Annotated in this window: 18 protein-coding genes; 8 read left to right on the top strand and 10 right to left on the bottom strand. The window is 65.0% G+C overall.

Features of this window, described 5'->3' with window-relative positions; all coding sequences use genetic code 11:
* Nucleotides 1-20: 20 nt before the first annotated feature.
* From guaD to MSG32_RS05780, 4 genes are read right to left on the bottom strand one after another with little or no spacing between them, the layout of a single operon-like run.
* Nucleotides 21-1607: a guanine deaminase gene (guaD, locus tag MSG32_RS05795; protein ID WP_248378530.1), complete on the bottom strand. Its 1587-nt coding sequence runs from the start codon at nt 1605-1607 to the stop codon at nt 21-23.
* Nucleotides 1607-2587, bottom strand: a complete 981-nt coding sequence (gene xdhC / locus MSG32_RS05790) for a xanthine dehydrogenase accessory protein XdhC (RefSeq protein ID WP_248378528.1) — start codon at nt 2585-2587, stop codon at nt 1607-1609. Before xdhC ends, guaD begins: the two co-directional genes overlap by 1 nt.
* Nucleotides 2584-4998 carry a xanthine dehydrogenase molybdopterin binding subunit gene (gene xdhB, locus MSG32_RS05785; protein WP_248378526.1) on the bottom strand — a complete coding sequence of 805 codons (2415 nt, stop codon included), beginning with the start codon at nt 4996-4998 and terminating at the stop codon, nt 2584-2586. The genes xdhC and xdhB overlap by 4 nt, the downstream gene beginning before the upstream one ends.
* On the bottom strand, nt 4976-6505 hold the full coding sequence (locus MSG32_RS05780; RefSeq protein ID WP_282460303.1) for an FAD binding domain-containing protein: 1530 nt from the start codon (nt 6503-6505) through the stop codon (nt 4976-4978). Before MSG32_RS05780 ends, xdhB begins: the two co-directional genes overlap by 23 nt.
* Before the next feature lie 405 nt (nt 6506-6910).
* Between MSG32_RS05780 and MSG32_RS05775 the strand changes: the two genes are divergently transcribed.
* Nucleotides 6911-7594 carry a TetR family transcriptional regulator C-terminal domain-containing protein gene (locus tag MSG32_RS05775; RefSeq protein ID WP_054556074.1) on the top strand — a complete coding sequence of 228 codons (684 nt, stop codon included), beginning with the start codon at nt 6911-6913 and terminating at the stop codon, nt 7592-7594.
* A 227-nt stretch (nt 7595-7821) separates the two neighbouring features.
* On the opposite strand, the gene MSG32_RS05770 is transcribed toward MSG32_RS05775, so the two are convergent.
* A complete protein-coding gene (locus MSG32_RS05770; RefSeq protein WP_248378522.1) occupies nt 7822-8427 on the bottom strand; it encodes a hypothetical protein in 606 nt (201 codons plus the stop codon).
* Nucleotides 8424-8867: a hypothetical protein gene (locus MSG32_RS05765; RefSeq protein ID WP_248378520.1), complete on the bottom strand. Its 444-nt coding sequence runs from the start codon at nt 8865-8867 to the stop codon at nt 8424-8426. The genes MSG32_RS05770 and MSG32_RS05765 overlap by 4 nt, the downstream gene beginning before the upstream one ends.
* 373 nt (nt 8868-9240) lie before the next feature.
* Between MSG32_RS05765 and MSG32_RS05760 the strand changes: the two genes are divergently transcribed.
* The 6 genes from MSG32_RS05760 to MSG32_RS05735 all read left to right on the top strand — a co-directional run bounded on the left by MSG32_RS05760 (nt 9241) and on the right by MSG32_RS05735 (nt 15302).
* A complete protein-coding gene (locus MSG32_RS05760; protein WP_248378518.1) occupies nt 9241-10230 on the top strand; it encodes a MurR/RpiR family transcriptional regulator in 990 nt (329 codons plus the stop codon).
* Between the two features lie 607 nt (nt 10231-10837).
* Nucleotides 10838-11692: a transporter substrate-binding domain-containing protein gene (locus MSG32_RS05755; RefSeq protein ID WP_248378516.1), complete on the top strand. Its 855-nt coding sequence runs from the start codon at nt 10838-10840 to the stop codon at nt 11690-11692.
* Between the two features lie 46 nt (nt 11693-11738).
* Nucleotides 11739-12464: an amino acid ABC transporter permease gene (locus tag MSG32_RS05750; RefSeq protein WP_248378514.1), complete on the top strand. Its 726-nt coding sequence runs from the start codon at nt 11739-11741 to the stop codon at nt 12462-12464.
* Nucleotides 12461-13114: an amino acid ABC transporter permease gene (locus MSG32_RS05745; protein ID WP_077376658.1), complete on the top strand. Its 654-nt coding sequence runs from the start codon at nt 12461-12463 to the stop codon at nt 13112-13114. Before MSG32_RS05750 ends, MSG32_RS05745 begins: the two co-directional genes overlap by 4 nt.
* Nucleotides 13098-13934: an amino acid ABC transporter ATP-binding protein gene (locus tag MSG32_RS05740; RefSeq protein WP_282460302.1), complete on the top strand. Its 837-nt coding sequence runs from the start codon at nt 13098-13100 to the stop codon at nt 13932-13934. Before MSG32_RS05745 ends, MSG32_RS05740 begins: the two co-directional genes overlap by 17 nt.
* Before the next feature lie 60 nt (nt 13935-13994).
* Nucleotides 13995-15302 carry an amidase family protein gene (locus MSG32_RS05735; RefSeq protein ID WP_248378512.1) on the top strand — a complete coding sequence of 436 codons (1308 nt, stop codon included), beginning with the start codon at nt 13995-13997 and terminating at the stop codon, nt 15300-15302.
* A gap of 131 nt (nt 15303-15433) precedes the next feature.
* Here MSG32_RS05735 and puuE read toward each other — a convergent pair whose 3' ends face one another.
* The 3 genes from puuE to MSG32_RS05720 form a co-directional block, all read right to left on the bottom strand.
* Nucleotides 15434-16387 (bottom strand): allantoinase PuuE, encoded by a 954-nt coding sequence (gene puuE, locus MSG32_RS05730; protein ID WP_248378510.1) that lies wholly within the window; start codon nt 16385-16387, stop codon nt 15434-15436.
* 125 nt (nt 16388-16512) lie between these two features.
* The gene (locus MSG32_RS05725; protein ID WP_248378490.1) at nt 16513-19386 is read right to left on the bottom strand and encodes a helicase C-terminal domain-containing protein; all 2874 of its coding nucleotides are present in this window, start codon (nt 19384-19386) and stop codon (nt 16513-16515) included.
* A complete protein-coding gene (locus MSG32_RS05720; RefSeq protein WP_248378488.1) occupies nt 19383-21269 on the bottom strand; it encodes a VRR-NUC domain-containing protein in 1887 nt (628 codons plus the stop codon). The genes MSG32_RS05725 and MSG32_RS05720 overlap by 4 nt, the downstream gene beginning before the upstream one ends.
* 291 nt (nt 21270-21560) lie before the next feature.
* Between MSG32_RS05720 and MSG32_RS05715 the strand changes: the two genes are divergently transcribed.
* Nucleotides 21561-22283, top strand: a complete 723-nt coding sequence (locus MSG32_RS05715; protein WP_054556084.1) for a DUF3581 family protein — start codon at nt 21561-21563, stop codon at nt 22281-22283.
* 201 nt (nt 22284-22484) lie between these two features.
* On the opposite strand, the gene selD is transcribed toward MSG32_RS05715, so the two are convergent.
* On the bottom strand, nt 22485-24848 hold the full coding sequence (gene selD / locus MSG32_RS05710; protein WP_248378486.1) for a selenide, water dikinase SelD: 2364 nt from the start codon (nt 24846-24848) through the stop codon (nt 22485-22487).
* Between the last annotated feature and the right edge of the window lie 41 nt (nt 24849-24889).

The raw sequence follows: 24889 nt of genomic DNA, 5'->3' as shown, positions 1-24889 counted from the left end.
TTGTCATCGCTGTGATGCTTTCATGGCATTAATGCTGCGGCAGGCTCTCTGGATGGCGTCTCAGAAGAAGCACTCAGCATCAGGCCGTGCAGCTTGCGGCACTGGCCCGCCACATGGACTTCGCGTATCACGCGGTCGTCGCCCAGCATCATCAGCGCGAACAGCACCTCCTGCAGCGACACCTGGCTGGACTGACCCCAGCGAGTGCGCCGTGCCAGCAAGGGCGTGGCGGCGGGGTCGAGCACGATGACATCGGCTTCCATGCCCGGACGCAGCTTGCCGACCTTGTCTTGCAGGCGCATGGCGCGCGCATTGCCCAGCGTCAGTTGATAGAAGCCCTGCCAGGGTGTCAGCGGTTGATTGGCGCGTGACGCGAGCCCTGCCACATCATGGGCGACCGCGCCGTGAAGCTGGCCGACCTGATAGGCGGCCTTGAGGCTCTCCAGCTGACACAGGCTGGAGCCACCGCCGACATCGGTGGCGATGCTGATGTTCATGCCCATGGCGCGGGCACTGGCGCGATCGAAGAGTCCGCTGCCGAGAAACAGGTTGGAGGTCGGGCAGAAGGCGATGCTGGCACCCTGATCCGCGATGCGCTGACGCATGCCATCGTCCAGGTGGATACCGTGGGCGAAGGTGGTGCGCTCATGGCTCAGGCCGACATCCTCATAGACCGCCAGATAATCCCGAGCGTCGGGGAACAGCTCGGCGACCCACTTCACCTCATCGAGATTCTCGGCCAGGTGGGTCTGCAGGTGCAGATCCGGCTGGCTCTTGAGCAGTTGGCCGGCAGCCTTCAGCTGCTCGGGCGTGGAGCTCGGCGCGAAGCGCGGCGTCAGCACATAGCCGAGGCGGTCACGCCCGTGCCAGTCGGCGATCAGGCGCTCGTCGTCCTTGAGCGCGGCGACCCCGGAGTCCAGTAACTCGGGCGGGGCATTGCGGTCCATCATCACGCGCCCGGCGTGTACGCGCATGTCGCGCGCCCGGGCAGCCCGGAACAGGGCATCGGCACTGCTGGCATGTGAGGTGGCGAACACCTGGGCGCTGGTCGAGCCATGACACAGCAGCGCATCGAGGAAGGCATCGGCGACCTCGGCGGCATGTGCGGGGTCGGCGAAGCGCTGCTCGGCGGGGAAGGTGTAGGTGTTCAGCCAGTCAATCAGGCAGTGGCCGTAGCTTGCGATGATATCCAGCTGCGGGAAGTGCACATGGGTATCGATGAAGCCCGGCATCATCAGGCCTTCGACGTTGCGCGGCGGACACAGGCGCATCAGCTCGCCCACGGCCTCATGCCGGGCAAGCGAGCGATGATCCCCCACGGCGACCACATGGCCTACATGCATCACCAGCAGCGCATCGGTGTAGTGTTCGACGGCGCGCGCCAGGGTCGCCGCCATGTCAGAGGCTCGTGTGCCTCCCTTGTCGCTGCCATCGCTCGAGGCCGCCTCACTCAGCATGGCGTCTGCAGGGTCGGCGACGAAATGCAGCAGTGCTCCACGCAGCAGGCTGACGCAGGAAGCGTCCTTGGCGGCCGCGCGCAGGGCTGCCGTCAGGCGCTGCTCATCCAGGTGGCAGGCCGCAGTGTGCGACGTGTCTTGGTCAGTCATCATTCGGCCTTCTGTGTCGTTTCTGTCTGGTGCATCGCGTCAGGGGCAAAATGGGCGCGCAGCTGGCGGGCACCCTGACGCGTCAGCCCATGGCTGTCCAGTGACGTACCTTGAATTGACGTGCCATGTCCGGTGACCTTGTCGGGCGAGTTCACGGCCGCTTCGTCACTGCGCCGCGCCTCGATCTGCAGCAGTTCCGCGACGACGCCAATCGCGATCTCCTCAGGGCGTTTGCCGGGAATGCCGGGCACGCCGATCGGGCAACGAACGCGGGCGATCTGATGCTCCGCGAGATCGCCGCGCAGGCGCTGGCGAAAGCGCGCCCACTTGCTGCTGGAGCCGATCAGCCCCAGCGAGGCCAGGTCATCTCGTGGTGCGAGCGCGGCGATCAGCGCCTGGTCCTCGACATGGTCATGGGTCAATACCAGCACATGGCTGCCCGCCAGCACGGGTAGTGACTCACTGGCGGGCGCGGCCTTCGCGGTCGGCAGGTCAGTCAGGATATTGAACGCCTGACACGCTACACGGCCCTCACAACCCGCGGGGGTCGTGGCGGCCGTGAGCTGCTCGGGGCGTGAGTCCCGCCAGTCGATCTGCCAGCCCAGCGGTGCCAGCAGCGTGGCGATCGCCTGCCCGACATGGCCGGCGCCGAACAGGGCCAGCCGTGGCGCAAGCGCCGGGTAAAGCTCGATCAGCACCTGCACATGGCCGCCGCAGCATTGCTGGGCATGCTGGCCGAGCGCGATCTCCTCGAGCAGGCAGCCTGACTGTCCCCGGGCCAGCCTCTCGCGGGCGCGCTCCACCACCAGCTGCTCCAGCCGACCGCCGCCGAGGCTGTCGTGCAGCGTATCGGGGGTGATCAGCATCTTGCTGCCGGCACCACGCGGAGCAGAACCCGCCACCGTCACCACGGTGGCCAGTGCATGCGCCGTCAATGCTGCCTGGGCCTCGGCGAGCGCCTGATACCAGCGGGCACTCATGACGGCACCTGCGTTGGCTCTGCGCCAGCAGTGTCGTGCTGCTCCTGCCAGTCACGCTGTTCGCGCGCCGCCAGCATCACGCGCTCCGGCGTGGCTGGGGTATCCAGGCGCACCGCGCGGCGATAGTCGGTCAGCGAGGCCAGCGCATCGCGCAGCGCCGCCCACACGCTGATGGCGAGCATGAAGGGCGGCTCGCCGACCGCCTTGGAGCGGTAGATGCTGGCGGCCGAGTTGGGATGTCCCTCCAGCAGGCGTACCTTGAGCGCGCCGGCCGGCACGTCACTGATCGCCGGAATCTTGTAGGTCGCCGGGCCATCGGTGAGCAGCCGGCCGTCCTCGTTCCACTTGAGCTCCTCCGTCGTCAGCCAGCCCATGCCCTGCACGAAGCCGCCCTCGATCTGACCGATGTCGATGGCCGGATTGAGCGAATCACCGACATCATGCAGGATCTCGGCGCTTTCCAGACGGTATTCACCACTCAGCGTATCAACGACCACTTCGCACAGCGCCGCGCCGAAGGCGTAGTAGTAGAAGGGGTGGCCGGTACCGCTGGCGCGATCGTAATGGATATCCGGGGTGGCATAGAAGCCCTTCTCGGACAGTGAGATGCGTTCCAGATATGCCGCCTGGATCAGCTCGCCCCAGGTCATCAGCACACCACTCGGGCCATGTAGCTCGCCAGCCGTGAGACTCAGGCTGACGCGTGGCTGGGCGAGATGCTCGGCGGCGAAGTCGAGCAGGCGCATCTTGAGGCGCAGGCAGGCATCACGCGTCGCCATGCCGTTGAGGTCCGCCCCGGAGCTTGCCGCCGTCGGCGAGGTGTTGGGCACCTTGTCGGTGCGGGTGGCGGTGATGCGTACCTTGTCCACGCTCAGCCCCAGTTCACGGGCCGCGACCTGGGTGATCTTGGTGTGCAGGCCCTGGCCCATCTCGGTGCCGCCGTGATTCACCTGCACGCTGCCATCGGTGTAGACATGCACCAGGGCGCCTGCCTGATTGAGGTGCTTGGCGGTGAAGGAGATGCCGAACTTGACCGGTGTCAGCGCCAGCCCCTTCCTGACCACCGGATTGGCGGCATTGAAGGCGCGTATCTCGGCGCGGCGCGCCCAGTAGCGGCCGCTGTCCTCGAGCTGATCGATCAGGGTCGCCAGCAGCGGGTGCTGATTGACGTGTTGGCCATAATGCGTGGTCTCACGGCCCTCGCAGTAGAGATTGCGCTTGCGGATCTCCAGCGGGTCACGCCCCAGACGCCGGGCGATATCCTCCATCGCGGCCTCGACCGCCAACATGCCCTGGGGGCCGCCAAAACCGCGGAAGGCGGTATTGGACGCCACATTGGTGCGTGCGCGAATGCCGCGCACGTGGGCATTGCCCAGGTAATAGGCGTTGTCGGCATGGAACATGGCGCGATCGACGATGGCATCCGACAGATCCGGCGAGTGGCCGCAGTCGCCGGTCAGCTCGATGATGGCGGACTCGATGCGCCCACTGTCATCGACGCCGAATTCATAGCGATGGTGGAAAGGGTGGCGCTTGCCGGTCAGGCGCATGTCATCTGCGCGTGCCAGTCGCAGGCGTGCCGCGCGGCCCGTACGCCGGGCGATCATCGCGGCCAGACAGGCCACCGGCGCGGCCTGGGTTTCCTTGCCGCCGAAGCCGCCCCCCATGCGGCGTGTCTCCACCGTGATGGCGTGGAAGGGCACGCCGAGCACCTCGGCAATCAGCTTCTGGACTTCGCTGGGGTGCTGGGAGGAGCTGTGCACCAGCATCTCGTCATCCTCACCCGGCAAGGCAAGCGCGGCCTGGCTCTCCAGATAGAAGTGTTCCTGGCCGCCGCTTTCCAGCTCACCGCTCAATTGCCAGGCGGCTTTGGCAAGTTTGGTGCTGATGCTGTCGAGATCGCCGGCGCGACCATTGGCAAGCCGCGCCTGGGTGTGGGTCGGACGCACCAGATCACCGCGGCTGGCCGCCTCGCGCGGGTCCAGGCACACCGGCAGAGGTGTCGTGGCGACCTTGGCCAGTCGCGCGGCCTGACGTGCCGCGCGCTCGCTGTCGGCGGCGACCACGAACAGCGCCTGACCATGATGGCTGATGATGTCACTGACCAGCAGCGGGTCGCCGGGGAAGACCGGCCCCACATCGCTGTGACCGGGGATGTCGGCGGCGCTGAGCACGCAGACCACGCCGGGGGCACGGCGTACCGCTTCGAGATCCAGCGCATCCAGAGTGGCGTGCGCGACCTCACTCATGCCGATGGCCAGATGCAGCGTGCCGGTGGGCAGTGGCAGGTCATCCACATAACGCGCCGAGCCGCTGACATGGCGCTGGGCGCTTTCATGCTGACGTGACTGGAGAACGGGGGCGGCCGGCGCGGCGCTGGCGTCGGACTCAAGACTGTGCAAGGTACGCATCGAGGCTCTCCAGTGGCGTGAGGGAGGTCGTGGGCTGGCGCTCATTCAGGATGCGCTGGGCCACGCGGGGAATCAGATGGCTGGCGGCCAGCAGGCGATACTCGCGTGAACCGCGCACGTCACTGAGCGGTGAGAAATCGGCCTGCACCGCCTGTTCGATCTGCTGGCGAGTCTGCGCCGTCAGCCTGGCGGGAGTGAGGGACTCCAGCGCTTGCAGTGTCAATAGTGCTTCAAGGTGCGGGGCGCGGGCCGGAACCCCGGCCATGCCGCCGAAGGCCACCCGCCAGTGTTGCGCGCGCCCGCTGGCATCCCGCCGCCAGGCGAAGACACCGAGCAGGGTGGAGATGTCATCGTCACGCCGCTTGGACAGCTTGTGCACCGCCAGTCGCTGGTTGGGCAGCGGGCGCGGCAGGAAGACGGAGTGGATGATCTCGTCCGGCATCAGCTGGGTACGCTTGTAGTCGAGGAAGTAGTCCTCGAGCTTCAGGATGCGCTCATTGTCCTGGCTCATCAGCTGGATATAGGCGTCCAGCGCGATCAGCAGCGGCGGCATGTCACCGATGGGCGAGGCATTGCCGATATTGCCGCCCAGGGTGCCACGATGGCGGATCTGCTCGCTGCCCAGTCGCGTGAGCAGCTCCGCGCCATCCGGGTAATGTTCCCGCAGCAGCGGCATCAGCTGGTGATAGCTGACCGCTGCCCCGATCCACCAGCCTGCCTGACCGGCGTGCTCGCCTTCCTCTATCTTGCCAAGCGCCGCGACCTGGGTGGTGTCGATCAAGGCCGGGAAGTCGCGCAGGCGCTGGGTGTGTTCCAGCATCAGGTCCGTGCCGCCGGCGATCAGCGCGGCGTCCGGGCGCTCGGCGCGCAGTGCCAGCAGGGCCTGCAAGGTGACCGGCCGATAGAAACGCCCGGTGTCTCGCTCGTCATCAGGGGCGGTGTCGTGCGCTTCCGCTGTGCTCGCGCCAGCGTCCTGCAGGCTGGCTGGCCCGAATTCGCCTTGCAGCAGGCGGTGAGCGGCCTCGCGGATCGGGCGATAGCCGGTGCAACGACACAGATTGCCGCCCAGTGCATGGTCGATCATGGTGTCGCGCTGTCTGGCATCGATCACTTCGCCCTGATCGATCTGGCGCTGATGACGGGCATGCAGCACCGCAAGGCTCATGGCGATGCCCGGGGTGCAGAAGCCACACTGGCTGGCATGGGTGCTGACCAATGCCTGCTGCACCGCCGAGAGCGAAGACGCCTGGCTGGCATCCGCCAACCCCTCGACGGTGATCAAGTCACAGCCGGCCAGCTGGTGGGCGGGCATCAGGCAGGCGTTGGCGGTGCTCACATTGTGGCCCGGCCCCTGCAAGGCAATGGTGCAGGCGCCGCAGTCGCCGGAGGCACAGCCTTCCTTGGTGCCGTCTTGCCCAAGTGAGGTGCGCAGCACTTCGAGTACGCTCGTTCCAGGTGCAGGTGAGGGCAGTCGGCACGCGCGCCCGTTCAAGGTGAAGTCGATCATGCGGGCATCCTGTCAGGTCGTATTGTCATTGTGGTGCCTTGTTGCGTACAGCGTGGTTCCAACGCTCAAGTCCTCTGTTCTACGCTGCCGGCGGGCTGGGCTGTCTTGCCAGCGGGCTGGGTCTGCCATGGCGGCGAGCGTCGGTCTGCAGGCTGTTGTCTCTATCAATGTAACAGGTCGTATTGTGATTCCTGCAAGAATCTGACCAAATGGTCAGTGCATGTTGTGGTATTTTGTTCGCCGGTGTCTCAACGGGCTGTTTTCACTGCTGTTCCAACGCCACGTGATAGTCGCTTGACCAGAGCCTCCTGCTTGCGCACATCGCCGCTGACAGGCGAGTGAGATAGACAGGGGGCTGTCGCCAAGAGACTCGAATGCTTTTTTCTGACCTGATGAGTGATGCCGATGCCCGCGGATTCTCCTTCTTCCCTTTACGCTGAAGTCCGTCGTACCCGTAGCGCGGAATTGAGCGTGCCGCCCGCCAGCTCTCCGCGTGAGCAAGCCGAGAGCCGCATTCTCGAGGCCGCCGAATGTGTATTCGCCTGTCACGGTTATCGCGGCAGCACCTTGAAGCAGATTGCGGAAGTGGCCGAGTTGCCCAAGGCCAATCTGCTCTATTACTTCGGCTCCAAGGAGAAGCTCTACGTTCATCTGCTGGAGCAGACCCTGACGCGCTGGAATGCCTCGCTCGAGGATATCTCGCCCGATGATGAGCCGCGTGAGGTGCTGGAAGCGCTGGTGCGCGTCAAGCTCAAGCTGGCACGCCAGGCACCGCAGGCCTCGCGTCTGTTCGCGGCGGAGGTGATCAGCGGGGCGCCTTTCCTGCGCGATTATCTCAGTGGCGACCTGCGCGACTGGGTGCAGGCGCGCTGCGATGTCATGAAGGCCTGGATGGCCGCGGGCAAGCTGCGTGAGGCGGAGCCGATGTGGGTGATCTACCTCATCTGGTCCACCACTCAGCATTACGCGGATTTCGCCGCCCAGATCGATCAGCTGGGAGGAGCGCCGCAGAGCGATGAAGACTGGGAGCAGCTGGCGGATTTCGTGGCCAGCACGCTATGTGATGGTCTGTGCCCGCGACAGTCATGAGCGGAATGAGCGCTTGAGCGGCATGAGTGGCGTAAGCGCTTGAGCCGGCGGGTTCAGCGCTCTGTCAGTCGCCTGTTGTTTGTTGTCTGTTCTCACAGCCTCGCCGCACAGCAAAAAGCCCGCCCCGGAATCGGGGGCGGGCTTTCTGGTTCTTGAGTCTAGAGTCGTTCTTGCGTCGCTCGTTCTTGCGTCATTCTGGAAAAGCGAAGGAAAGGGCCATCAGGGGGTCAGCTTGCCATCTCCAAGGGCATGCCAAGATCGCGATCCAGCACGGCTTCTTCCTCCTGCTTGGCCCCCGACAACTCGGCTTTCTCCAATTGAGAGAGGTCACAGTGTTGATGCATCTGCCAGCCATCGCGGGCATCGTCGGCCAGGTAGATCAGCGCGGCATCGGCACTGGCCCACAGCCGGGCGAGGTCACGTTGGTGGCGGGTGCGGTTGGCCAGCGGCAGCGCATCGGCGGTGACTACCACCACCGGCGCCTTGCGCAGCCAGCGCGGCGCATGACTCGGCCAGCTGTGATGCACGGCGTCCAGCCAGGGCGCCTGGGGATGGCCGGGCGATGACTGCCAACGCCAGCCACGCCCGACTTCGGTGATCCCGCGCGCCGTCCAGATCAGGCTGCGGCGCGGCAGCTGCGCCTCCAGGCTTTTCAGCAATGCATCGTCGCTATCCGTCAGCGGCTGGATGCCTCCTGACATCATGCTCAGGTACTCGCCAGCGTGCTGGCCGGCGGTCAGTTCCAGCTTGATGCGAGGCGCCGGGGCGAGGGCGATGCTGTTCTCCAGCGGTATGTGCATGCCGCATTCCATGCCGATGGTATAGACGCTCATGCCAGCATTCCTCGACGCGTCATGCTCTGACGCAGCAGGGTGTGGTGACGGTGCATCGCCTCCCAGTCAGCGTGAGCCTTGTGATTGATGTCAGGGTTGAAGACGGCTTTCTGCTGCGCGATGGGCGATGCTGTCGAGGTCGAAGTCGGAGTGGATGTCTCGGCTGAGGTCTGGGCCGCCACGGCCGAGGCGGCAATGTCAGCCTGGCTGCGCGTGTCATGGGCCGGTGAAGGCGTCGTGGGGGCCGCCGTTGCCTTCAGGCTCAGCGGCGGTGCCTCGTAGCCCATCGCCATCACGCCCAGCAATTGAGCGGACTGGGCATTGGCGACATCCTGAGTGGCGCTGCCAGAGCGCGGCAAGAGGGTGAATGTCTGTGTCGTGACCTTGGCTGTCATGGCTCGGCAGGTATCGAGGAGGGCAGTCATCGTTGAGGTGGCCATGAGAATGCTCCTTGCGCATCGCGAGCGCTTTATCGGGAATATTGCAGTCCGGCAAGGGTCGTTGGCGTTACTGCGCGGCGTATGACCTGTCGGCTGGCTAGTCTTGATCAAGCGGCTTGCGTGCCGATTTGATGTGATGAACAGTAAAAACAGTCGCTTGTGTCTGTGGTGCTGTGAGGATGGTTGGCGTCGTGAAGCGCTTGAGAGCGTCAGAGGCGTTCAGGATGAGGAAAAAGCGCTCATCGCGAGGGTTACGCCTTTCGTCTATGCACTGTCAGTCAGCACCTGGCCCAGGCTTTGCACTGTCTTGATGCAATCGTTGATGCAATCGTTGCTCTGCGCTCACGCAGAATCTTTTCAGGAGTGTGTCTTCATGCCACGAGCGCCCATAGATCACAGCGCGCCCCCCGAGGATGACGTGTCCGGTGAATCCCGGGCAGTGCACCCGGATGGGGAAGCGCCTGCCCCCGAAGCCGATGCCACCGTCAATCTTGCTACCAGCCCCGCTCGCCATGCCGCAAGGCAGGGCACCAGGAGCCTGAGTCTGCATCAGCGTCTGACCCGTTCGCTTGAGGAGCTCACCCCGAATGAGCAGCGCATCGCGCGCTTTCTGCTCGCGCACCAGGATGAACTGGCGCTATACAACGCCGCGGAACTGTCACGTCTGACCGACGTCTCCAAGGCGACGGTCAGCCGCCTGTTCCGCCGTCTTGGCTATCAGGACTTCCGTGAGGCGCGGGATCAGGCGCGCAGTCTGCGTCAATCCGGCGTTCCGGTAGCGGCAGCGCCGACGGCAGACCATCACCAGCGTCACTATGAGCAGGAGTGTCGCAACCTGCGTCAGGCGCTGGCGGCGCTGGACATGCTCGATATGGAGGCCTTGAGCAGCGCTCTGGCCAAGGCCGAGCGGCTGCAGATCATCGGCTTCCGCAATGCCTATCCACTGGCGCTGCACCTGCGCCAGCAGTTGCTGCAGTTGCGCGCGCAGGTGGCGGTGTTGCCGCAACCCGGCCAATCGCTCGGCGAGGAGGTCGCACACCTGGGCGCCGATGATGCCGTGGTGGTATTCGCCATGCGCCGGCGACCGCAGGGGCTGGCACGATTGCTTGAATGGCTGGGTCAGGCACCCTGCACGGTGCTGCTGGTCTGCGATGACAGCCTGAGCAGCATCCCCGCCGGTATCGAGCATGTCCTGCGCTGCCCGTTGGACAGCGTCAGCGCCTTCGACAGCTACGCCGCAGCCATGAGCCAGATCAATCTGCTGGCCACGCGCCTGTTGCATGACGACCTCGTCGGCGGGCGCAGCCAGATTCGCCGCGTGACCGATACCTTCGATGCGCTGGAGGAACTGGGCGACGGCTGATCGTCCAGCTTGAAGTGCTCCTGCCTTTCCTTCCTCTCTATCTATCTCCCTGTGGGCCGCCAGCCTTGCTTCTGATCTGTGTGGCGGCCCGATTCGACTCGCCGCGCTCTGCGCACCCGCAGGGCGCATATGCCTGCCTGACTGCACCATCTGCTGCCATATCGCTGGTGTCGGCGCCCTGATCTCGCCGCCCGGTGAGGTCGTCATCCACGATTTCGTCTCCCGCAGACGTGTATCGCTTCTTCTCGTTGCTGCTCGCTGTTTTGCTTTCGGGCGCGTGCTGAGGCGCCTTATCAAGCCCCTGCTCAGGCGTGTGAGCCGCAGGTGACTCTGCGCTGCCTGCAACTCGATCAGCTTATTGAGCTTGTAGCGAAAGCTTTGGCACACCTGTTGCAAAGATTGATAAGGGAATCACTTGTTTCATTGGTCAGGTTCTGAAGACGAATGGGGCAGGGAGTCACTGGATCTGACTCGGCGAGACACTCGGCAAGAAGCACGGCGGGACACTCAACAACAACCAACAACAATCCACTGCCGCAAGGCACCAGGCGCATGACGAGTCGTTCTCGTATCAGCGCCTGGCATTGACGGATACCGGAGTCGACCGATGAGCAAGCGTCACGAGAGCAAGGCCCAGCAGCGCGCCACACGGACAGGCAACAAGCAGCGTCTTGGCAACTGGGTCCGCAAGGGAATATTGCTGGCCCTGTGGGGCACGTTGGCGTCCACCGCCCTGAGCGCACACGCGGATGCACTGAGTGACATCAAAGATAGCGGGGTGTTGAAAGTGGCGGTGCCCCAGGACTTCCCGCCCTTCGGCTCGGTCGGCCCGGACCTCAAGCCGCGTGGCTACGATATCGACATGGCGCGCTATCTGGCAGACGAGATGGATGTGAAGCTTGAGCTGGTGCCGGTCACCTCGGCCAATCGCATCCCTTACTTACAGACCCGCAAGGTCGATCTGGTGATCTCGAGCCTGGGCAAGAATCCCGAGCGTGAGAAGGCGATCGATTTTTCCGATGCCTATGCGCCGTTCTTCCTGGGCGTGTTCGGCGAGAAGGGCAGTGAGGTGGACTCCGCGCAAGGACTGAGCAAGAAGACCATCGGCGTGACACGTGGCTCGGTGGAAGACATGGAGCTCAGCAAGGTGGCACCGGAATCGACCACCGTGAAGCGCTTCGAAGACAACAACACGACCTTGTCGGCCTTCCTGTCGGGCCAGGTCGAGATGATCGCCACCGGCAATCTCGTCACCGCCGCCATCGCCGAACGCAATCCTGCCCGCGTGCCGGTCAGCGTGCTGCCGCTCAAGAATTCTCCCTGCTATGTGGGCATGCGTCATGACACGCCGGCGCTCAAGGCGCGCGTGAATGAGCTGATCGCCCAGGGAATCGAGGATGGCACGCTCAATACGCTCTCCGAGACCTGGTTCAAGGCGCCGCTGCCGTCACTGGATGCCTGACTCGAGACGTCACACGTCTGATCCCTTTGCCCGTGAGGCTTGATCGATGAATTATCTCCCGGATTTCCCGCGCCTGTTGCCGTATCTGCCCGACCTGATGGCCGGGCTGATGACGACGGTCTGGCTGACGGCGCTGACCACCACGCTGGGGATACTCGGCGCGGTGCTGTGTGTCTGGCAGCGCCATCGTGCGCCGACCAGCCTCTTCAGCCGGCTGCTGGGCATGCTGGTGGAGCTGCTGCGCAATACGCCCTTCATCGTCCAGCTGTTCTTCATCCTCTTCGGTCTGCCGGCGCTGGGGCTGTCACTCAGTGCCGAGATGGCCGCGGTGATCGCGATGACGCTCAACCTGGCGGCCTACAGCAGTGAAATCCTGCGTGCCGGGGTCGATGCCACCGGTCGCGGCCAGTGGGAAGCCGGGCGGGCACTGGGGCTTACCCGTTGGCAGTGCTATCGCCATGTGGTGCTGATGCCGGCGCTGGAACGCATGTATCCGGCGCTGACCAGCCAGTGCGTGATCGTGATGCTGGGCTCCGCCGTGGTCTCCCAGATCAGCGTGGCGGACCTGACCTTCGCGGCCAACTTCATCCAGTCACGCACCTTCCTGAGCTTCGAGAGCTACGTGGTGACGGCAGGCATGTACCTGCTGTTGGCCATCGCGATGCGCGCCTTGCTCAACCGCATCGGGCGTCACCTGTTCGGCTTTCGCCACCTGACGCCGGCCCCGCGCAGCCGTCTGTCTTCCCATGTCCTGAAAGAGGCCCACTCATGATCGACTTCACGCTGTGGGACATTCTGCGCAACCTGTTGCTGGCGGCGCGCTGGACACTGGCGCTGTCCCTGATCGCCTTCATCGGCGGCAGTCTGGTGGGGCTTGCGCTGACCTTTCTGCGCCTGACCCGCTGGCCGGGGGCGGCGCTCTTCTGTCGTCTCTATACCGAGCTGTTCCAGGGCACGCCGCTGTTGATGCAGCTGTTCCTTGCCTTCTTCGGCGTGGCGGTCTTCGGGCTGGATGTCTCGGCCTGGACGGCGGCGGCCGTGGCGCTGACGCTGTTCAGCAGTGCCTTCCTGCACGACATCTGGCGCGGCTGTGTCGAGGCGGTGCCCAAGGGGCAGTGGGAAGGGGCGCGGGTGCTGGGGCTCGGCTACCTGAAGACCATGCGTCATATCATCCTGCCGCAGGCGCTGCGCATGGCCATCGCGCCGACCGTCGGCTTTTCGGTGCAGATCATCAAGGGCACTGCGCTTGCCTCGGTGATCGGCTTCGTCGAGCTGACCAAGGCCGGCACCATGCTCAACAACGCCACCCTGGAACCCTTCACCGTCTTCGCGCTGGTCGCGTTGCTGTATTTCGCCATGTGCTATCCGCTGTCGCGGCTGGCTCGCCATCTGGAGGCACGTCTCAATGTCACTGCTCGCTGAAGTTTCTGCGCTGGATAGCGCCTCATCCGACGCCGCTGTCTCCGAGAGCGCACCTGTCTCCGACAGCGCCCCTGTCAACGAGAGCGCCAAGGCGCCGCTGGTCAGCCTGTCGGCGCTGACCAAGTCCTTCGGTGACGTGGCGGTACTCAAGGGGATCGATCTCGAGGTGCGTCCGGGGGAGGTGGTGTCGATCATCGGTCGCAGCGGTTCCGGCAAGAGCACCTTGCTGCGCTGTATCAATCAGCTCGAACAGCATGACGGCGGCACTATTCATGTCGCCGGCAAGCTGCTGGACGGTAGCGAGATGGACGCCGCCGCCTTGGCGCAGGATGTCGGCATGGTGTTCCAGAGCTTCAATCTGTTTCCCCACAAGCGCGTCGGCGAGAACGTGATGCTGGCACCGATGCTGGTCAAGGGCGTCGCCCGCGATGTCGCCGAGCGCGAGGCCCGCGAGATGCTGGCCAAGGTCGGGCTGGGGGAGAAATTCGATGCCTGGCCGAGTCAGCTCTCCGGTGGTCAGCAGCAACGGGTGGCGATCGCGCGCGCCCTGGCGATGCACCCCAAGGTGCTGCTGTGCGATGAGATCACCTCGGCGCTGGACCCGGAGCTGGTCGGCGATGTGCTCAAGGTGCTGGAACAGCTCAAGCGTGAGGGCATGACGCTGATTCTGGTCACCCACGAGATGAATTTTGCCCGTGATGTGGGGGACCGTGTGATCTTCATGCACCAGGGGCGCGTGCATGAGTCCGGGAACCCCGCGACACTGTTTGCCAATCCGGCCACGGAAGAGCTGCGCCAGTTCCTCGGTGCGGTGCTATGAGCGCAGCGTCTTGAGCGAACAGCGGTGGACCACATCATGAGTCGAAAGGAGTCGCTTCCAGTGGACAAGCGTATCTATTTAGCGCCGGCACGTTTCTCGGGGCCGCGGGGACAGCGGCGGCAGGGACAGGGGCGGCAGGAAGAAGGCCCGCTGAATGGCCAGCGACTGGTGGTCAAGGATCTGTTCGCGATCAAGGGCGAGCGCATCGGCCAGGGCAATCCTGACCTGCTGGACAGCGCCCCCATCGAGCGGCAGACGGCGCCTGCTGTTCTCGCGCTTCAGCAGGCGGGGGCCGATTATCGAGCCCGCACCACCACCGATGAGCTGGCCTATAGCCTCAATGGCACCAATGCGCATTTCGGCACGCCGGAGAACCCACGCGCGCCGCTGAGGTTGCCGGGCGGCTCGAGCGTGGGCTCTGCGGTGGCGGTGGCACGTGGCGAGGCGGAGATCGGGCTGGGCACCGATACCGGCGGCTCCATCCGCGTGCCGTCCAGTTACTGCGGGCTTTATGGGCTGCGCCCGACGCATGGTCGTATCTGCATGACCGGGCTCAAGCCGCTGGCGCCGCGCTTTGACACCGTCGGCTGGATGACGCGGGATCTGGCGACGCTGACGCAGGTCAGTGAAGTGTTGATGCCGGCAACGACAGCCACCCGACTGCCGGCTCGTATCATCCTGCTGGTGCCGGAAGGGCTGGCCGCGGGGCCTTATCAGCGCTTGCTGGGGCCGCTGTCCCGGCGTCTTGAGTCGCTTGGCTTTCAATGTGAGCGGCGCATGCTGAGTCAGACCTTCATGGCACACGCCAGTGAAGCCTTCCGGATTCTGCAGGGCTGCGAGATTCGGCGTACTCACCAGGCGTGGTTGAGTACGCCGGAGCAGGGGCCCGAATCGCGCTGGCCGCGCCTCAACCCGGATATCGCGGCAAGACTCAAATGGTGCATGACGCTGAGTGATAGCGATGAGCAGGCAGCAGAAGCCAAGGCAGACACCGTTCGACGCTGGTATCGCCAGCAGCTGGCGGCCAGTCATGAGGGCGGCGTGAGTGCCTGCGAAGATGACAGTGAGGCTGCCCACGCCCAGGCCGAAGCCACCAGCGAGGCGGTGTTCGTGCTGCCCACCACGCCGGGTGCCTCACCGCTGCTGGGTGCAAGCCTTGAGGTGATGGAGGCCTATCGTCATCGCCTGATGGGACTCACCGCGCTGGCGGGCTTGAACGGTGCGCCGCAGCTGAGTCTGCCGTGGCTTGCCGACTCGGCGGCACGTCTGCCACAGGAAGCCGCACCCCCGCCCTGGGGCGTGTCATTGCTGGGCCTGCCGGGACGTGATGAGAGCCTGCTGGCCTTGGCCTGCATGTTGGAAGACTGACCTGCATGTTGGAAAACTGACCAGCGCTGCCTTGCATGTGCGATTGCAGACATTGTCTGGAGTTGACCAGAAACGCCGCAGCCCTTTCGGGATGCGGCGTTTCTGGTGCTGGCGCTTGAAGGGATGGTTCTTCAGCTGGCGGGGGTATAGGGATGTTCGCGCTGCCAGTGCTCGGCGATATCGATGCGCCGTGTGATCCATACCTTGTCATGCGACTGAACGTAGTCGAGGAAGCGTTTCAGAGCCGCGAAGCGTCCCGGGCGGCCGGCGATCCGACAGTGCAGCCCGACGGAGAGCATCTTGGGCACTGTCTCGCCCTCGGCATAGAGCACATCGAAGGCATCGCGCAGGTACTGGAAGAAGTCCTCGCCGCTATTGAAGCCCTGGGCGCTGGCGAAGCGCATGTCATTGGTGTCCAGGGTGTAGGGCACGACGAGATGCGGCACCTGCTCGCCATTGGCGGTAGTCACCTCCATCCACAGTGGCAGGTCATCGCCGTAGTAATCGCTGTCGTAGGTGAAGCCGCCGTGTTCCACCACCAGACGGCGGGTATTGGGGCTGTCACGTCCGGTATACCAGCCCTGCGGTGCATGGCCGACCAGCTCGCGATAGCTTTCCACCGCGCGTTCCAGGTGGGCGCGCTCATGGGCCTCATCCATGTGCTGATAATGAATCCAGCGCCAGCCATGACTGGCGATCTCGTGGCCATCCTCCAGGAAACGCGCGACCAGATCCGGATGGCGCGCCAACGCCATGCCGACCCCGAAGACCGTCAGCGGCAATTCCCGGCGCTTGAATTCATCCAGAATCCGCCACACGCCACTGCGCGAGCCATATTCGTAGATCGACTCCATGCTCATGTGCCGCGCGGGATAGGCCTCGGCACCGATGATCTCGGAGAGAAACTTCTCGCTCTCGCTGTCACCGTGCAGCAGGCAATTCTCGCCGCCTTCCTCGTAGTTGAGCACGAACTGGACCGCGATCTTCGCGCCACCCGGCCAGTTGGCATGGGGGGGATTGGCACCATAACCGATCAGATCACGCGGATAGTCGTCGCCCCACAGGGCGTTGTCGTTGTCTGGCATCGTGCGGCTTCCTTGCGGGTGGCTAACGAAATGAAGAGCGAAATGAATACCCCATCAGTCTCCATTGATGTGCAGGCTTTGTGCCATCACGGCGCATGGTGGCGACGTCACGCTTGCAGCCCGCATCAATTCGTCGGTGACCACCAGCGAGGCAGCAACCGTGCGACTTCCGGGCGCATGAAGCGGTCATCGATCAAGTGGATCACGCCCTGATCCTGCTCGCTGCGAATCACTCGGCCGGCAGCCTGCACCACTCTGGTGAGCCCCGGGTACAGATAGGTGCAGTCATCGGCATTCAAGGGCTGGATGACCGGGCGCGGTGTGCGCGTATCGTCGCGTGAGTCGTCTTCAGCCTGTTGCGGCTGGCTACGCCGCTGTGCGTCGTTGTCCAGCCACGTGGCCAGACGCTGCTTGAGTGCTTCATTCTCGGGACTGAAACCGGCCAGTCCCAGGGTGGCGATGAAGGCCCCGATCAGACGCGAGCCGGGCAGATCGATCCCTTCGCCGAAGGCGCCACCCAGTACCGCGAAGCCGATGCCTTGTCCCTCGGGCGTGAAGCGCTGAATGAAGCCGGTGCGCTCAGCCTCCGTCATCGCGCGGATCTGGCGCCATTGGGGAATCTCCGGCGCCAGCTGTTGCAGGGTGCTGGCGACCTGTTCCAGATAGGCGAAGCTCGAGAAGAACGCCAGATAGTTGCCCGGGCGTTGCCGGTATTGGCGCGCCATCAACTCGGCGATCGGCCGGCAGGAGGCGTCGCGATCCCGCAGGCGTGTCGAGAGCCGATGACGACTGACCTGCACTTGGGCCGCGCTGAACGGGGAATCGACACTCAACCAGACCGCATTGTCCGCCAGACCCAGCAGGCGATGGTGATAGGCCGGTGGATTGAGTGTGGCCGAGAACAACAGGGTGGCGTGACTGGCGCGCAGGCGAGGTGCCAGCCACGGCGCCGGGCTGACGCAGCGCAGTCGCGGCTGGATCTGACGCACGCTGCGCCCACGGGCCTTGCGTGACCGGGCTGCTGCTTCTGATCCTGCATCCGATGCTGCGCCGGAACTCGAGCTTGAATCGCTGGCAAGCGACGCCTGCCGCGCAGGGGGAGTGGCGGCGAGTTCGACCTCGAACAGCGAGTGATCGCCGAAGCCTTCGGCGAGTCGCGCCAGTGTCAGTGCCGCAAAATACGCCTCCATCATCTCGACATCGGGTTCTACACGGCGCCTGGCCGTGGAGGAGGCCGAGCCGGAGTCTGTCGTTGCAGTGCCTGTATCGGTAGCACTCGGAGCAGCAGAGGAGGTATCGCTTGCGATCAGGCCCAGCTGTTCGGGGGCTTGCGTGGCGGTGGCTCTCGCTGGCTGTTGCCTGGCCGCAGCAGGGCTTGCGGCCTTGTCAGGCTCCGCCAACCAGTCGCCCATAGCGCCGGTCCATTGGCTCAAGGCCTTGAGAAAGTCGCCGGGCAGCGCCTCCAGCGCAAGGCGCTGCGCCTTGTGGCCCTCGTCCTTGCTATCGACCTTGCTCGCCTGTGTCTCGCCGTCAGTACCCTGTTCGATCTGCTCCAGCGCTCGCCATTGGCGAGCCAGCGCGCGTGAAGCCGAGCGCAGCGGGGCCGGATGGCCCGTGCGGCTCAACTGCTTGAGCAGGAAGTGGAACTGGCGTGCGTCAAGTTCGGTACTGTACATGCCACGGGCACGCTCGATGAGGTTGTGGCTCTCATCGACCAGCACCACCGTGCGCCAGTCATTGGCCTGGGCCAGGGCGAACAGCAGCGCATGACTGTCGAAGTAGTGGTTGTGGTCGCCGATGATGACATCCGCCCAGCGCGAGAGCTCCTGGGCGAGAAAGTAGGGGCAGATGTCGTGGGCCAGGGCGTGGCGGCGTGTCGTCGCCAGATTCAGGGGCCGTCGATCGGCGAGCGCGGCGTCACGCGCCGCGGGCAGGCGATCATAGAACCCGCGCGCCAGCGGGCAGGACTCGCCATGACAGGCGAGGGACGGGTGCTCGCAGGTCTTGCTGCGCGCGCCCAGTTCCAGAATGCGCAGCGGTGTCGCCGGTGTCTTGTCCTGCCCCTCGCTGTCGTCAGTGGCTGGTGCCAAGGTGTCCAATGCGTCGAGTGCCAGCGCGCGGCCCGGGGTGCGGGCGGTGAGGTAGAAGAGCCTGTCCGTGCCGCTTGCGGGCATCGCGCGCAGTGCCGGATACAGCGTCGCCAGGGTCTTGCCGGTGCCGGTCGGTGCCTCGGCAAGCAGCTCGCGGCCGGTCATCACCGCCTTGTAGGCATGCTCGGCCAGTTGGCGTTGCCCGGGGCGCCAGCTCGGCCACGGAAAGGCCAGGCGGCTCAGCGCGCTGTCGCGGGCACTGCGATGGGCCAGCTCATTGGCGGCGAATTCGCTGAAGCGTGCCGCCAGACGTGCCAGCTCCGCCTCCAGCGCCTCACGGCTCCACCAGGCTTCCAGACGCTGCTCATCATGCTGTGCCTTGCGGCTTTTGGGGTCAGCCTGGTCAGTCTGCTCGTCTCGGTCAGCCAAGGCGCCTGCGTCCTGCTCGTTCTGTTCTTCTTTCTCGTTCTTGGTGCCCCTGGGCGCATCTGCCGCGATGTCCAGATAGACCAGCGCCAGTGTGATGCCTTCAAGGTCTCGGCTGCGACACATCAGGGCGCCGTAGACGCGTGCCTGGGCCCAGTGCAGGGCGCGATGGTGTGCGGGCTGGCGGGAGAGGTCGCCGCGATGGGTCTTGATCTCCTCGAGGCAGTTGCGCTTGGGATCATAGCCATCGGCGCGCCCACGGATGGTCAGGTTGCCGATGTCACCGCTGAGCGAGATCTCGCTTTCATAGTCCTTGCCGCGTCGGCGCACGATACGCTGATGACCCCGGATGCCCTGCTGGGCAGTAGGTGATGGCGTGAAGCGCAGGTCCAGATCTCCCTCGCGCGCGGCAAAGGCGCACAGTTCGCGCACCGCGATCCGGTAGCGTGCGGGCTCAGCGCGGGTCTCGTCCGCCTTGATCATGATGCAGGAGGTGCCTTGTGCCGGGAGCATTCGTCCGCTGAGGCCTCGGTCGCGCTCTGCCATTCGACGCGACACTCCAGCGCCGGAATCGCATGGCGCGCGAACAGGGCCAGCCATTGACGCTGGTTGTCCTGCAGACGGTCGGTGGGCGCCTTGACCTCGATCAGCCGATAACGGTCGCTGCTGTGCTCGGGGAAGAACTGGATCAGGTCCGGCAGGCCGGCGCGATGTTCGCGAGGGTTGGCCAGCAGGTGGCGGAAACAGGCTTCCAGATGCGCGGGTGGGATGCAGTCCAGTGCGTGGTTCAGCAGTTGTTCGCTCAATAGCTCCCAGTGCACGAAGGGCGCCTGAATGCCCTGTTTCTGCTGGTGGCGTTCACGAATCACCGTCTGGTAGCTTCCGTCGTTCAGGCGCGCGAAGCAGGCCTCGAAAGCGGCCTGGCGACGGCTGACGAAGTCAGGACGATAGAGGTCCGCCGGGCCGGTATGGAAGGCGTGGAAGAAGGCCCCCGGCAAGGGGGCGAACAGCACCTCCCAGCACAGCAGGGTGAAGAGCGCGGGAATCAGGCCATTCTCGACATAGAAGACCGGTGCCTCGGGCGTGGCCAGCGCATGGGCGGCCGCGCGCTCGACGCCGTGGATACCATCAGCCGCCGAGGTGGCAAGGTCGGGCACCGTGAGGGTGATCTGTGGAGTGGTCGGCGCCTTGGCGCGTCTGGGCGCGGGCAATCCGAGGCCACGGCACAGACGCGGCAGGGCGCGTTCGAGTGCCAGCTGCTCGTCCAGCGTGATCTCGGCGCGCGCCAACCGCTCGCTGGCCAGCGCGTGAGCTGCGCTGATATCGCCCGACAGCTCCAGTGCTCTCACCCGGCGCGGCATGGCACGCGGGGCATACGCGGAGTCCTGGAGACAGGCGTACTGGCGGGCGGCCGCCTGATGCCAGCCCTGGCGCTCGGCGTCGCGGGCCAGCGAGAAGCGCAGACGGTCACGCCGCTGCGCCAGCCAGGCATTGGCACGATCATCAATAGCACGCCCGTCAGTGGCATGAGCGTCAGTGAGCTGTTGAGTCGCCGACGGCTCACTGCGGAGCTCGTTTGCCGCTGCAGACGGCGTCGCATCCAGCGCCGCGACGATGCGCTGCCAGTGCCGCTCAAGCTCAGCGTTCGCCGTGCGGTCCAGCCGCTCGCTGGCTTGCTGCCAGTCCTCACGCAGTTGCTCCAGCGCCAGATAGCGATCCACCTCCCAGCGATGGGTGAAGGCGCGCGAGGCCGGTGACAGGGTGACCGTCTCGCAACGCAGCAGGCCCAGCTCGCTGAGTACGAAGTCCGACAAATTCTGGCGCAGGTTGCCGAAGAACATCAGGCTCAGGCGTCGCGACAGCTCCCCCAGCCCGACACTCAAGGTGTCGGCGGCAGGGTCGTTCAACCACGCTGGCAGTGGCCGTGGCGTGACATCGCCCAGCAGCTCGCTGATGGCATCATGCATGCGACGCTTGGGCGTGCTTCTGGGCAGCTCGGGAAAAGCAGCCCGGAGGCGCGGCAAGGTCACCAGCGCCAGCATCTCGTCCAGACTCAGATCGGCATTGTGGCGGCACAGGCCGTCAGGCGTGGCACTGTCGGCGAGCGGTGTGATCAATGGCTGGCTTGCGGCCTCGATCGCACCGATCTCGGGATAATGCAGCTGCGAGCGCTCGAAATGATCGCCCTTGCGCATCAGCAGTCGCACCAGCAAGGCCCGCGAGGCATCCGGCAGGCAAGTGATGGCGTCCACCGTGGCACGCTCCGCCTCTGTCAGCAGATCGGCGTGACACTGGCAGACCCAGTCGATCAGGGTGTCGAAGTTGGCCAGGTAGTAGCGCGGATTGTCGAGGGGAGCGGCTTGCATGGCGGCCTGTCGAAGTGGCGGGCAGTGCGGCGGTTTGCTCGAAAGCATGGTGTTATATACAGTATATGGCCATCTGTCGCGCTGCAATCTCTTGCAAAGCCTGTCACGAGTCACCACCTGACTGTCATCCAGTGGTAAAATCGTTTCATCTGCATGTCTTGAAAGCTTCATGACACGACAGGTGGGCAGGCGTGACAGCGCGTCGACCGCGATTCCTCCCCTCGGAGGCATTTCCGCGATGGTTCAGGACGGGCCATCGATCATCATTCAAGCAGGGCAGGAAGGCAGTCCATGTTTCTTGATCAGTTTCACCGGGTCGAAGATGGCCGCGTGCGGATCACCGCCGAGCAGGCAAGTCGTTTCGCCAAGCAGATGGCGGGGGATTACAACCCCATTCATGACCCGGACGCGCGACGCTTCTGTGTGCCCGGCGACCTGCTGTTCTCCCTGTTGCTGGCGAAATTCGGTCTGTCGCAGTGCATGACTATCCGTTTCTGCGGCATGGTCGGCAACGATGTGCCCTTGATCTTCGAAGCGCTGGACGCCCCCGACGAGAATGGCGTGTCCCTGCTGGTGCGCGATGAAGCCGGCAAGGTCTACCTGACGGTCGAGCGCAGCGGCGATACCACCCATGACGAGGAAGTGGTCGCCAATTTCACCCGCCAGTACATCGCCTTCTCCGGGCGCAACTTCCCGCACTTCCTGCAGCCGTTGATGCTGGAGAAGGGCGTGATGTTCAACCCGGCACGCCCGCTGGTGATCTACGACAGCATGGGCTTCTGTTTCGAGCGCCTGGATATCGCCGACCTGCACCTCGATTTCGTGGGGTCCTCGCTTGAGGTCAACGGCAAGCGTGGTGATACCCTGCTCGAGTTCAGCATCCATGATGGCGAGCAGTGCATCGGCAGTGGCTCCAAGAAGCTGGTCGTCAGTGGGCTGCGGGATTATTGCGCCGAGACCATGGATGCGTTCGTGGAGTCCTTCGAGGCGCTCAAGCGCGAAGCCGAAGCCTGAGATAGCCGGTCAGTCTGACGCTTGTCGCCAGGCGCCCCGCGCATGAGTCGGCAGTCATGAAGACGCCCGCCAGAGAGTTCTCTGGCGGGCGTCTTGGCATCTGAATGTCACAACGCTTAATGTCACAACGCTTGTGAAGCATCGCTGGGTGTCGCCGGTTGTCAGTAACCGCCGGCTGGCTGGCTCACCGTCTAACCGCGCTCAGTGCTTGATGCTGATCGGCGCCAGTGCATCGCCCTGGGGCGTGATGCGCCCGATGATGGCGCTGGCGTGATAGCCGGCGGCCTTGAGCGCGGCCAGACAGGCCTCGGCTTCCCCGGGCGGCACACTGGCCAGCAGGCCACCGGCGGTCTGCGGATCGAACAGCAGCGGATAGCGCGGATGATCGATGACGCCGGCCTGATCCTTCAGGGCACGCTTGAGGCGCAGATTGGCCGGTTGCAGCGAGCTGACCACGCCGCGGGCGACACAGTCCTCGGCGCCGTCGAGCACCGGCAGGGCAGCGATCTCGAGCTCGGCATCCACGCCGCTGGCGCGGGTCATCTCGACCAGATGGCCGAGCAGACCGAAGCCGGTGACATCGGTGGAGGCGCTCGCCTGATGCGCGCGCAGAATATCCGCCGCGCGCTGACTGGATTGCTGCATGCTGTCCAGCGCGGCGTCGATCCAGCGGCCGCGGGCTTCCAGGCGTGCGTGCGCCGCCAACAGCGTACCGGTGCCGATGGCCTTTGTGAGCAGCAGCACATCGCCCGGTTGCATGCCGCCCTTGCAGGTGACGCCGGCCAGGCTTTCCTCCACCAGACCATTGAGCGCGAAGCCCAGCGCCAGCTCCTGACCTTCACCGGTGTGGCCGCCGACCAGACAGCAACCTGCCTCGTTGAGTACCTCGGTCGCGCCTTGCATCAGCTCGCGCACCAGCGGTTCGACCTTGCGCTCGACCCCCTGTGGCACCGTGGCCACCGCCGTCGCCGTATGCGGCGTCGCGCCCATGGCGTAGAGATCGCCCAACGCGTGATTGGCCGCGATGCGCCCGAACAGGTAGGGGTCATCGATGAAGGCGCGGAAGAAGTCGACGCTGTGCACCAGCGCCTGTCCTTCGGGTACGCGCACGATGGCGGCATCATCCGGGGCATGCAGCCCGACCAGCACGTCCGGGTTCTCGCGCGGGGCCAGGCTCTGCAGCGCTCGCGACAGCACGCTGGCGCCGACCTTGGCCCCGCAGCCGCCGCAGCGCATCGCCAGTGCGGACAGGGCCTGATGCGCCTCCTGCTCATCCAGCTCGGCGGTCAGGCGCGGATGCAGCTTGCTATCGCTGCCCTTGAGCGCCTGCCAGGCAGCGCTGATACGCTGATGCAGCCCGGCAAGGCCGCCGGCATTCGCGGCGTCCTGCATGCTGGGCAGTGCATTGAAGCGAGCCATGAACTGGCGATCGATATGGTCCTTCCAGCGCCACAGCCACGGGCGCAGACGCGGGGCGACCAGCCCCAGCTTGCCGCGTGAGGCGATGGCGTCGCGATCCCCGGTGCTGATCAGCGCCAGCCAGCGCGACTGCGGGATATGCGCCTTGAGTGGCTCGCCGCGCACGGCCCGGCGCAGATTATCGGCCAGCGGCCGCGCCTGGCGCACGGCAAACACGCCGGCCTTCTCGCGGGGATGGTTGAGCTGATGTGCGATATCGCCCGCGGCGAAGATGGCGTCATCCTCAAGCGTCTGCAGGCTATCGCGAACCTTGAGGAAGCCATCCTCGTCCAGGCTCAGTCCGGTCTTCTCCAGCCAGCGCGCGCCACCGGCCCGTGTCACCCAGATGGCCTCATCGGCCTGATGGCAGGCACCGCTGGCACTGATCAGCTGGCGCTGGGCGGTCGAGGATGCGCGTTCGACGGCCGTGATCTCCTCACCGAAATGCACCTGGATGCCGCGCTCGTGCAGGGTAGTGGCAAGCGCCTCACTGACCGTGTGCGCATGGGTGGGCAACAGACGCTGACCGCGGGTGATCAGCGTCAGGTTCGGCGCGAGCGCATCGGGCAACTCGGTGGCAAGGCGCTGCTGGATGGCCAGCAGCAGTTCGACACCGCCGGCACCGCCGCCGACCAGCACGATATCGAGCGGACGCTCGGCGCTCCTGGCGCGCTCGAGCAGACTCAGCCAGCGCTGCTGGAAGGTGCTGATCGGCTTGACCGCCACCACGGGGGCGTCTGCGGCTTCAGGGTCACCGATACCATCGATGTGGGACAGGCGAGGCGTGGAGCCGATGTTGATCGACAGCAGGTCGTAGTCCACCGCCGGGCGCTCGGCGCAGATCACGCGGCGCTCGCGGCGGTCGATATCGATCACCTGATCGCGATAGAAGCGGGCACCGGCGAACTGACACAGCCGGCGCAGGTCGATATGCACATCGTCGAACGTATAATGACCGGCGACGTAGCCCGGCAACATGCCGGAATAGGGCGTGTCGGTGTCGCGACAGATGACGGTCAGGCGGACACCGGGCTCTGGCTGCATGGCAAAGCGCATCAGCACGCCGACGTGGCTGTGCCCACCGCCGATCAGGACGATATCACGCACGATAGGCGCTTTGACTGGCATGGAGGCGGACGGCATCGTGA

This window comes from Cobetia sp. 1CM21F (genome assembly GCF_023161745.1).
Classification (GTDB): Bacteria; Pseudomonadota; Gammaproteobacteria; order Pseudomonadales; family Halomonadaceae; genus Cobetia; species Cobetia amphilecti.
The sequence above is the reverse complement of the archived record's forward strand: the minus strand, read 5'-3'. Positions and strand labels throughout refer to the sequence as shown.

Coding starts and splice junctions, on each gene's coding strand:
- guaD (WP_248378530.1), bottom strand. CDS start 1,607: ATGACTGACCAAGACACGTCGCACACTGCGGCCTGCCACCTGGATGAG.
- xdhC (WP_248378528.1), bottom strand. CDS start 2,587: ATGAGTGCCCGCTGGTATCAGGCGCTCGCCGAGGCCCAGGCAGCATTG.
- xdhB (WP_248378526.1), bottom strand. CDS start 4,998: ATGCGTACCTTGCACAGTCTTGAGTCCGACGCCAGCGCCGCGCCGGCC.
- MSG32_RS05780 (WP_282460303.1), bottom strand. CDS start 6,505: ATGATCGACTTCACCTTGAACGGGCGCGCGTGCCGACTGCCCTCACCT.
- MSG32_RS05775 (WP_054556074.1), top strand. CDS start 6,911: ATGCCCGCGGATTCTCCTTCTTCCCTTTACGCTGAAGTCCGTCGTACC.
- MSG32_RS05770 (WP_248378522.1), bottom strand. CDS start 8,427: ATGAGCGTCTATACCATCGGCATGGAATGCGGCATGCACATACCGCTG.
- MSG32_RS05765 (WP_248378520.1), bottom strand. CDS start 8,867: ATGGCCACCTCAACGATGACTGCCCTCCTCGATACCTGCCGAGCCATG.
- MSG32_RS05760 (WP_248378518.1), top strand. CDS start 9,241: ATGCCACGAGCGCCCATAGATCACAGCGCGCCCCCCGAGGATGACGTG.
- MSG32_RS05755 (WP_248378516.1), top strand. CDS start 10,838: ATGAGCAAGCGTCACGAGAGCAAGGCCCAGCAGCGCGCCACACGGACA.
- MSG32_RS05750 (WP_248378514.1), top strand. CDS start 11,739: ATGAATTATCTCCCGGATTTCCCGCGCCTGTTGCCGTATCTGCCCGAC.
- MSG32_RS05745 (WP_077376658.1), top strand. CDS start 12,461: ATGATCGACTTCACGCTGTGGGACATTCTGCGCAACCTGTTGCTGGCG.
- MSG32_RS05740 (WP_282460302.1), top strand. CDS start 13,098: ATGTCACTGCTCGCTGAAGTTTCTGCGCTGGATAGCGCCTCATCCGAC.
- puuE (WP_248378510.1), bottom strand. CDS start 16,387: ATGCCAGACAACGACAACGCCCTGTGGGGCGACGACTATCCGCGTGAT.
- MSG32_RS05725 (WP_248378490.1), bottom strand. CDS start 19,386: ATGATCAAGGCGGACGAGACCCGCGCTGAGCCCGCACGCTACCGGATC.
- MSG32_RS05720 (WP_248378488.1), bottom strand. CDS start 21,269: ATGCAAGCCGCTCCCCTCGACAATCCGCGCTACTACCTGGCCAACTTC.
- MSG32_RS05715 (WP_054556084.1), top strand. CDS start 21,561: ATGTTTCTTGATCAGTTTCACCGGGTCGAAGATGGCCGCGTGCGGATC.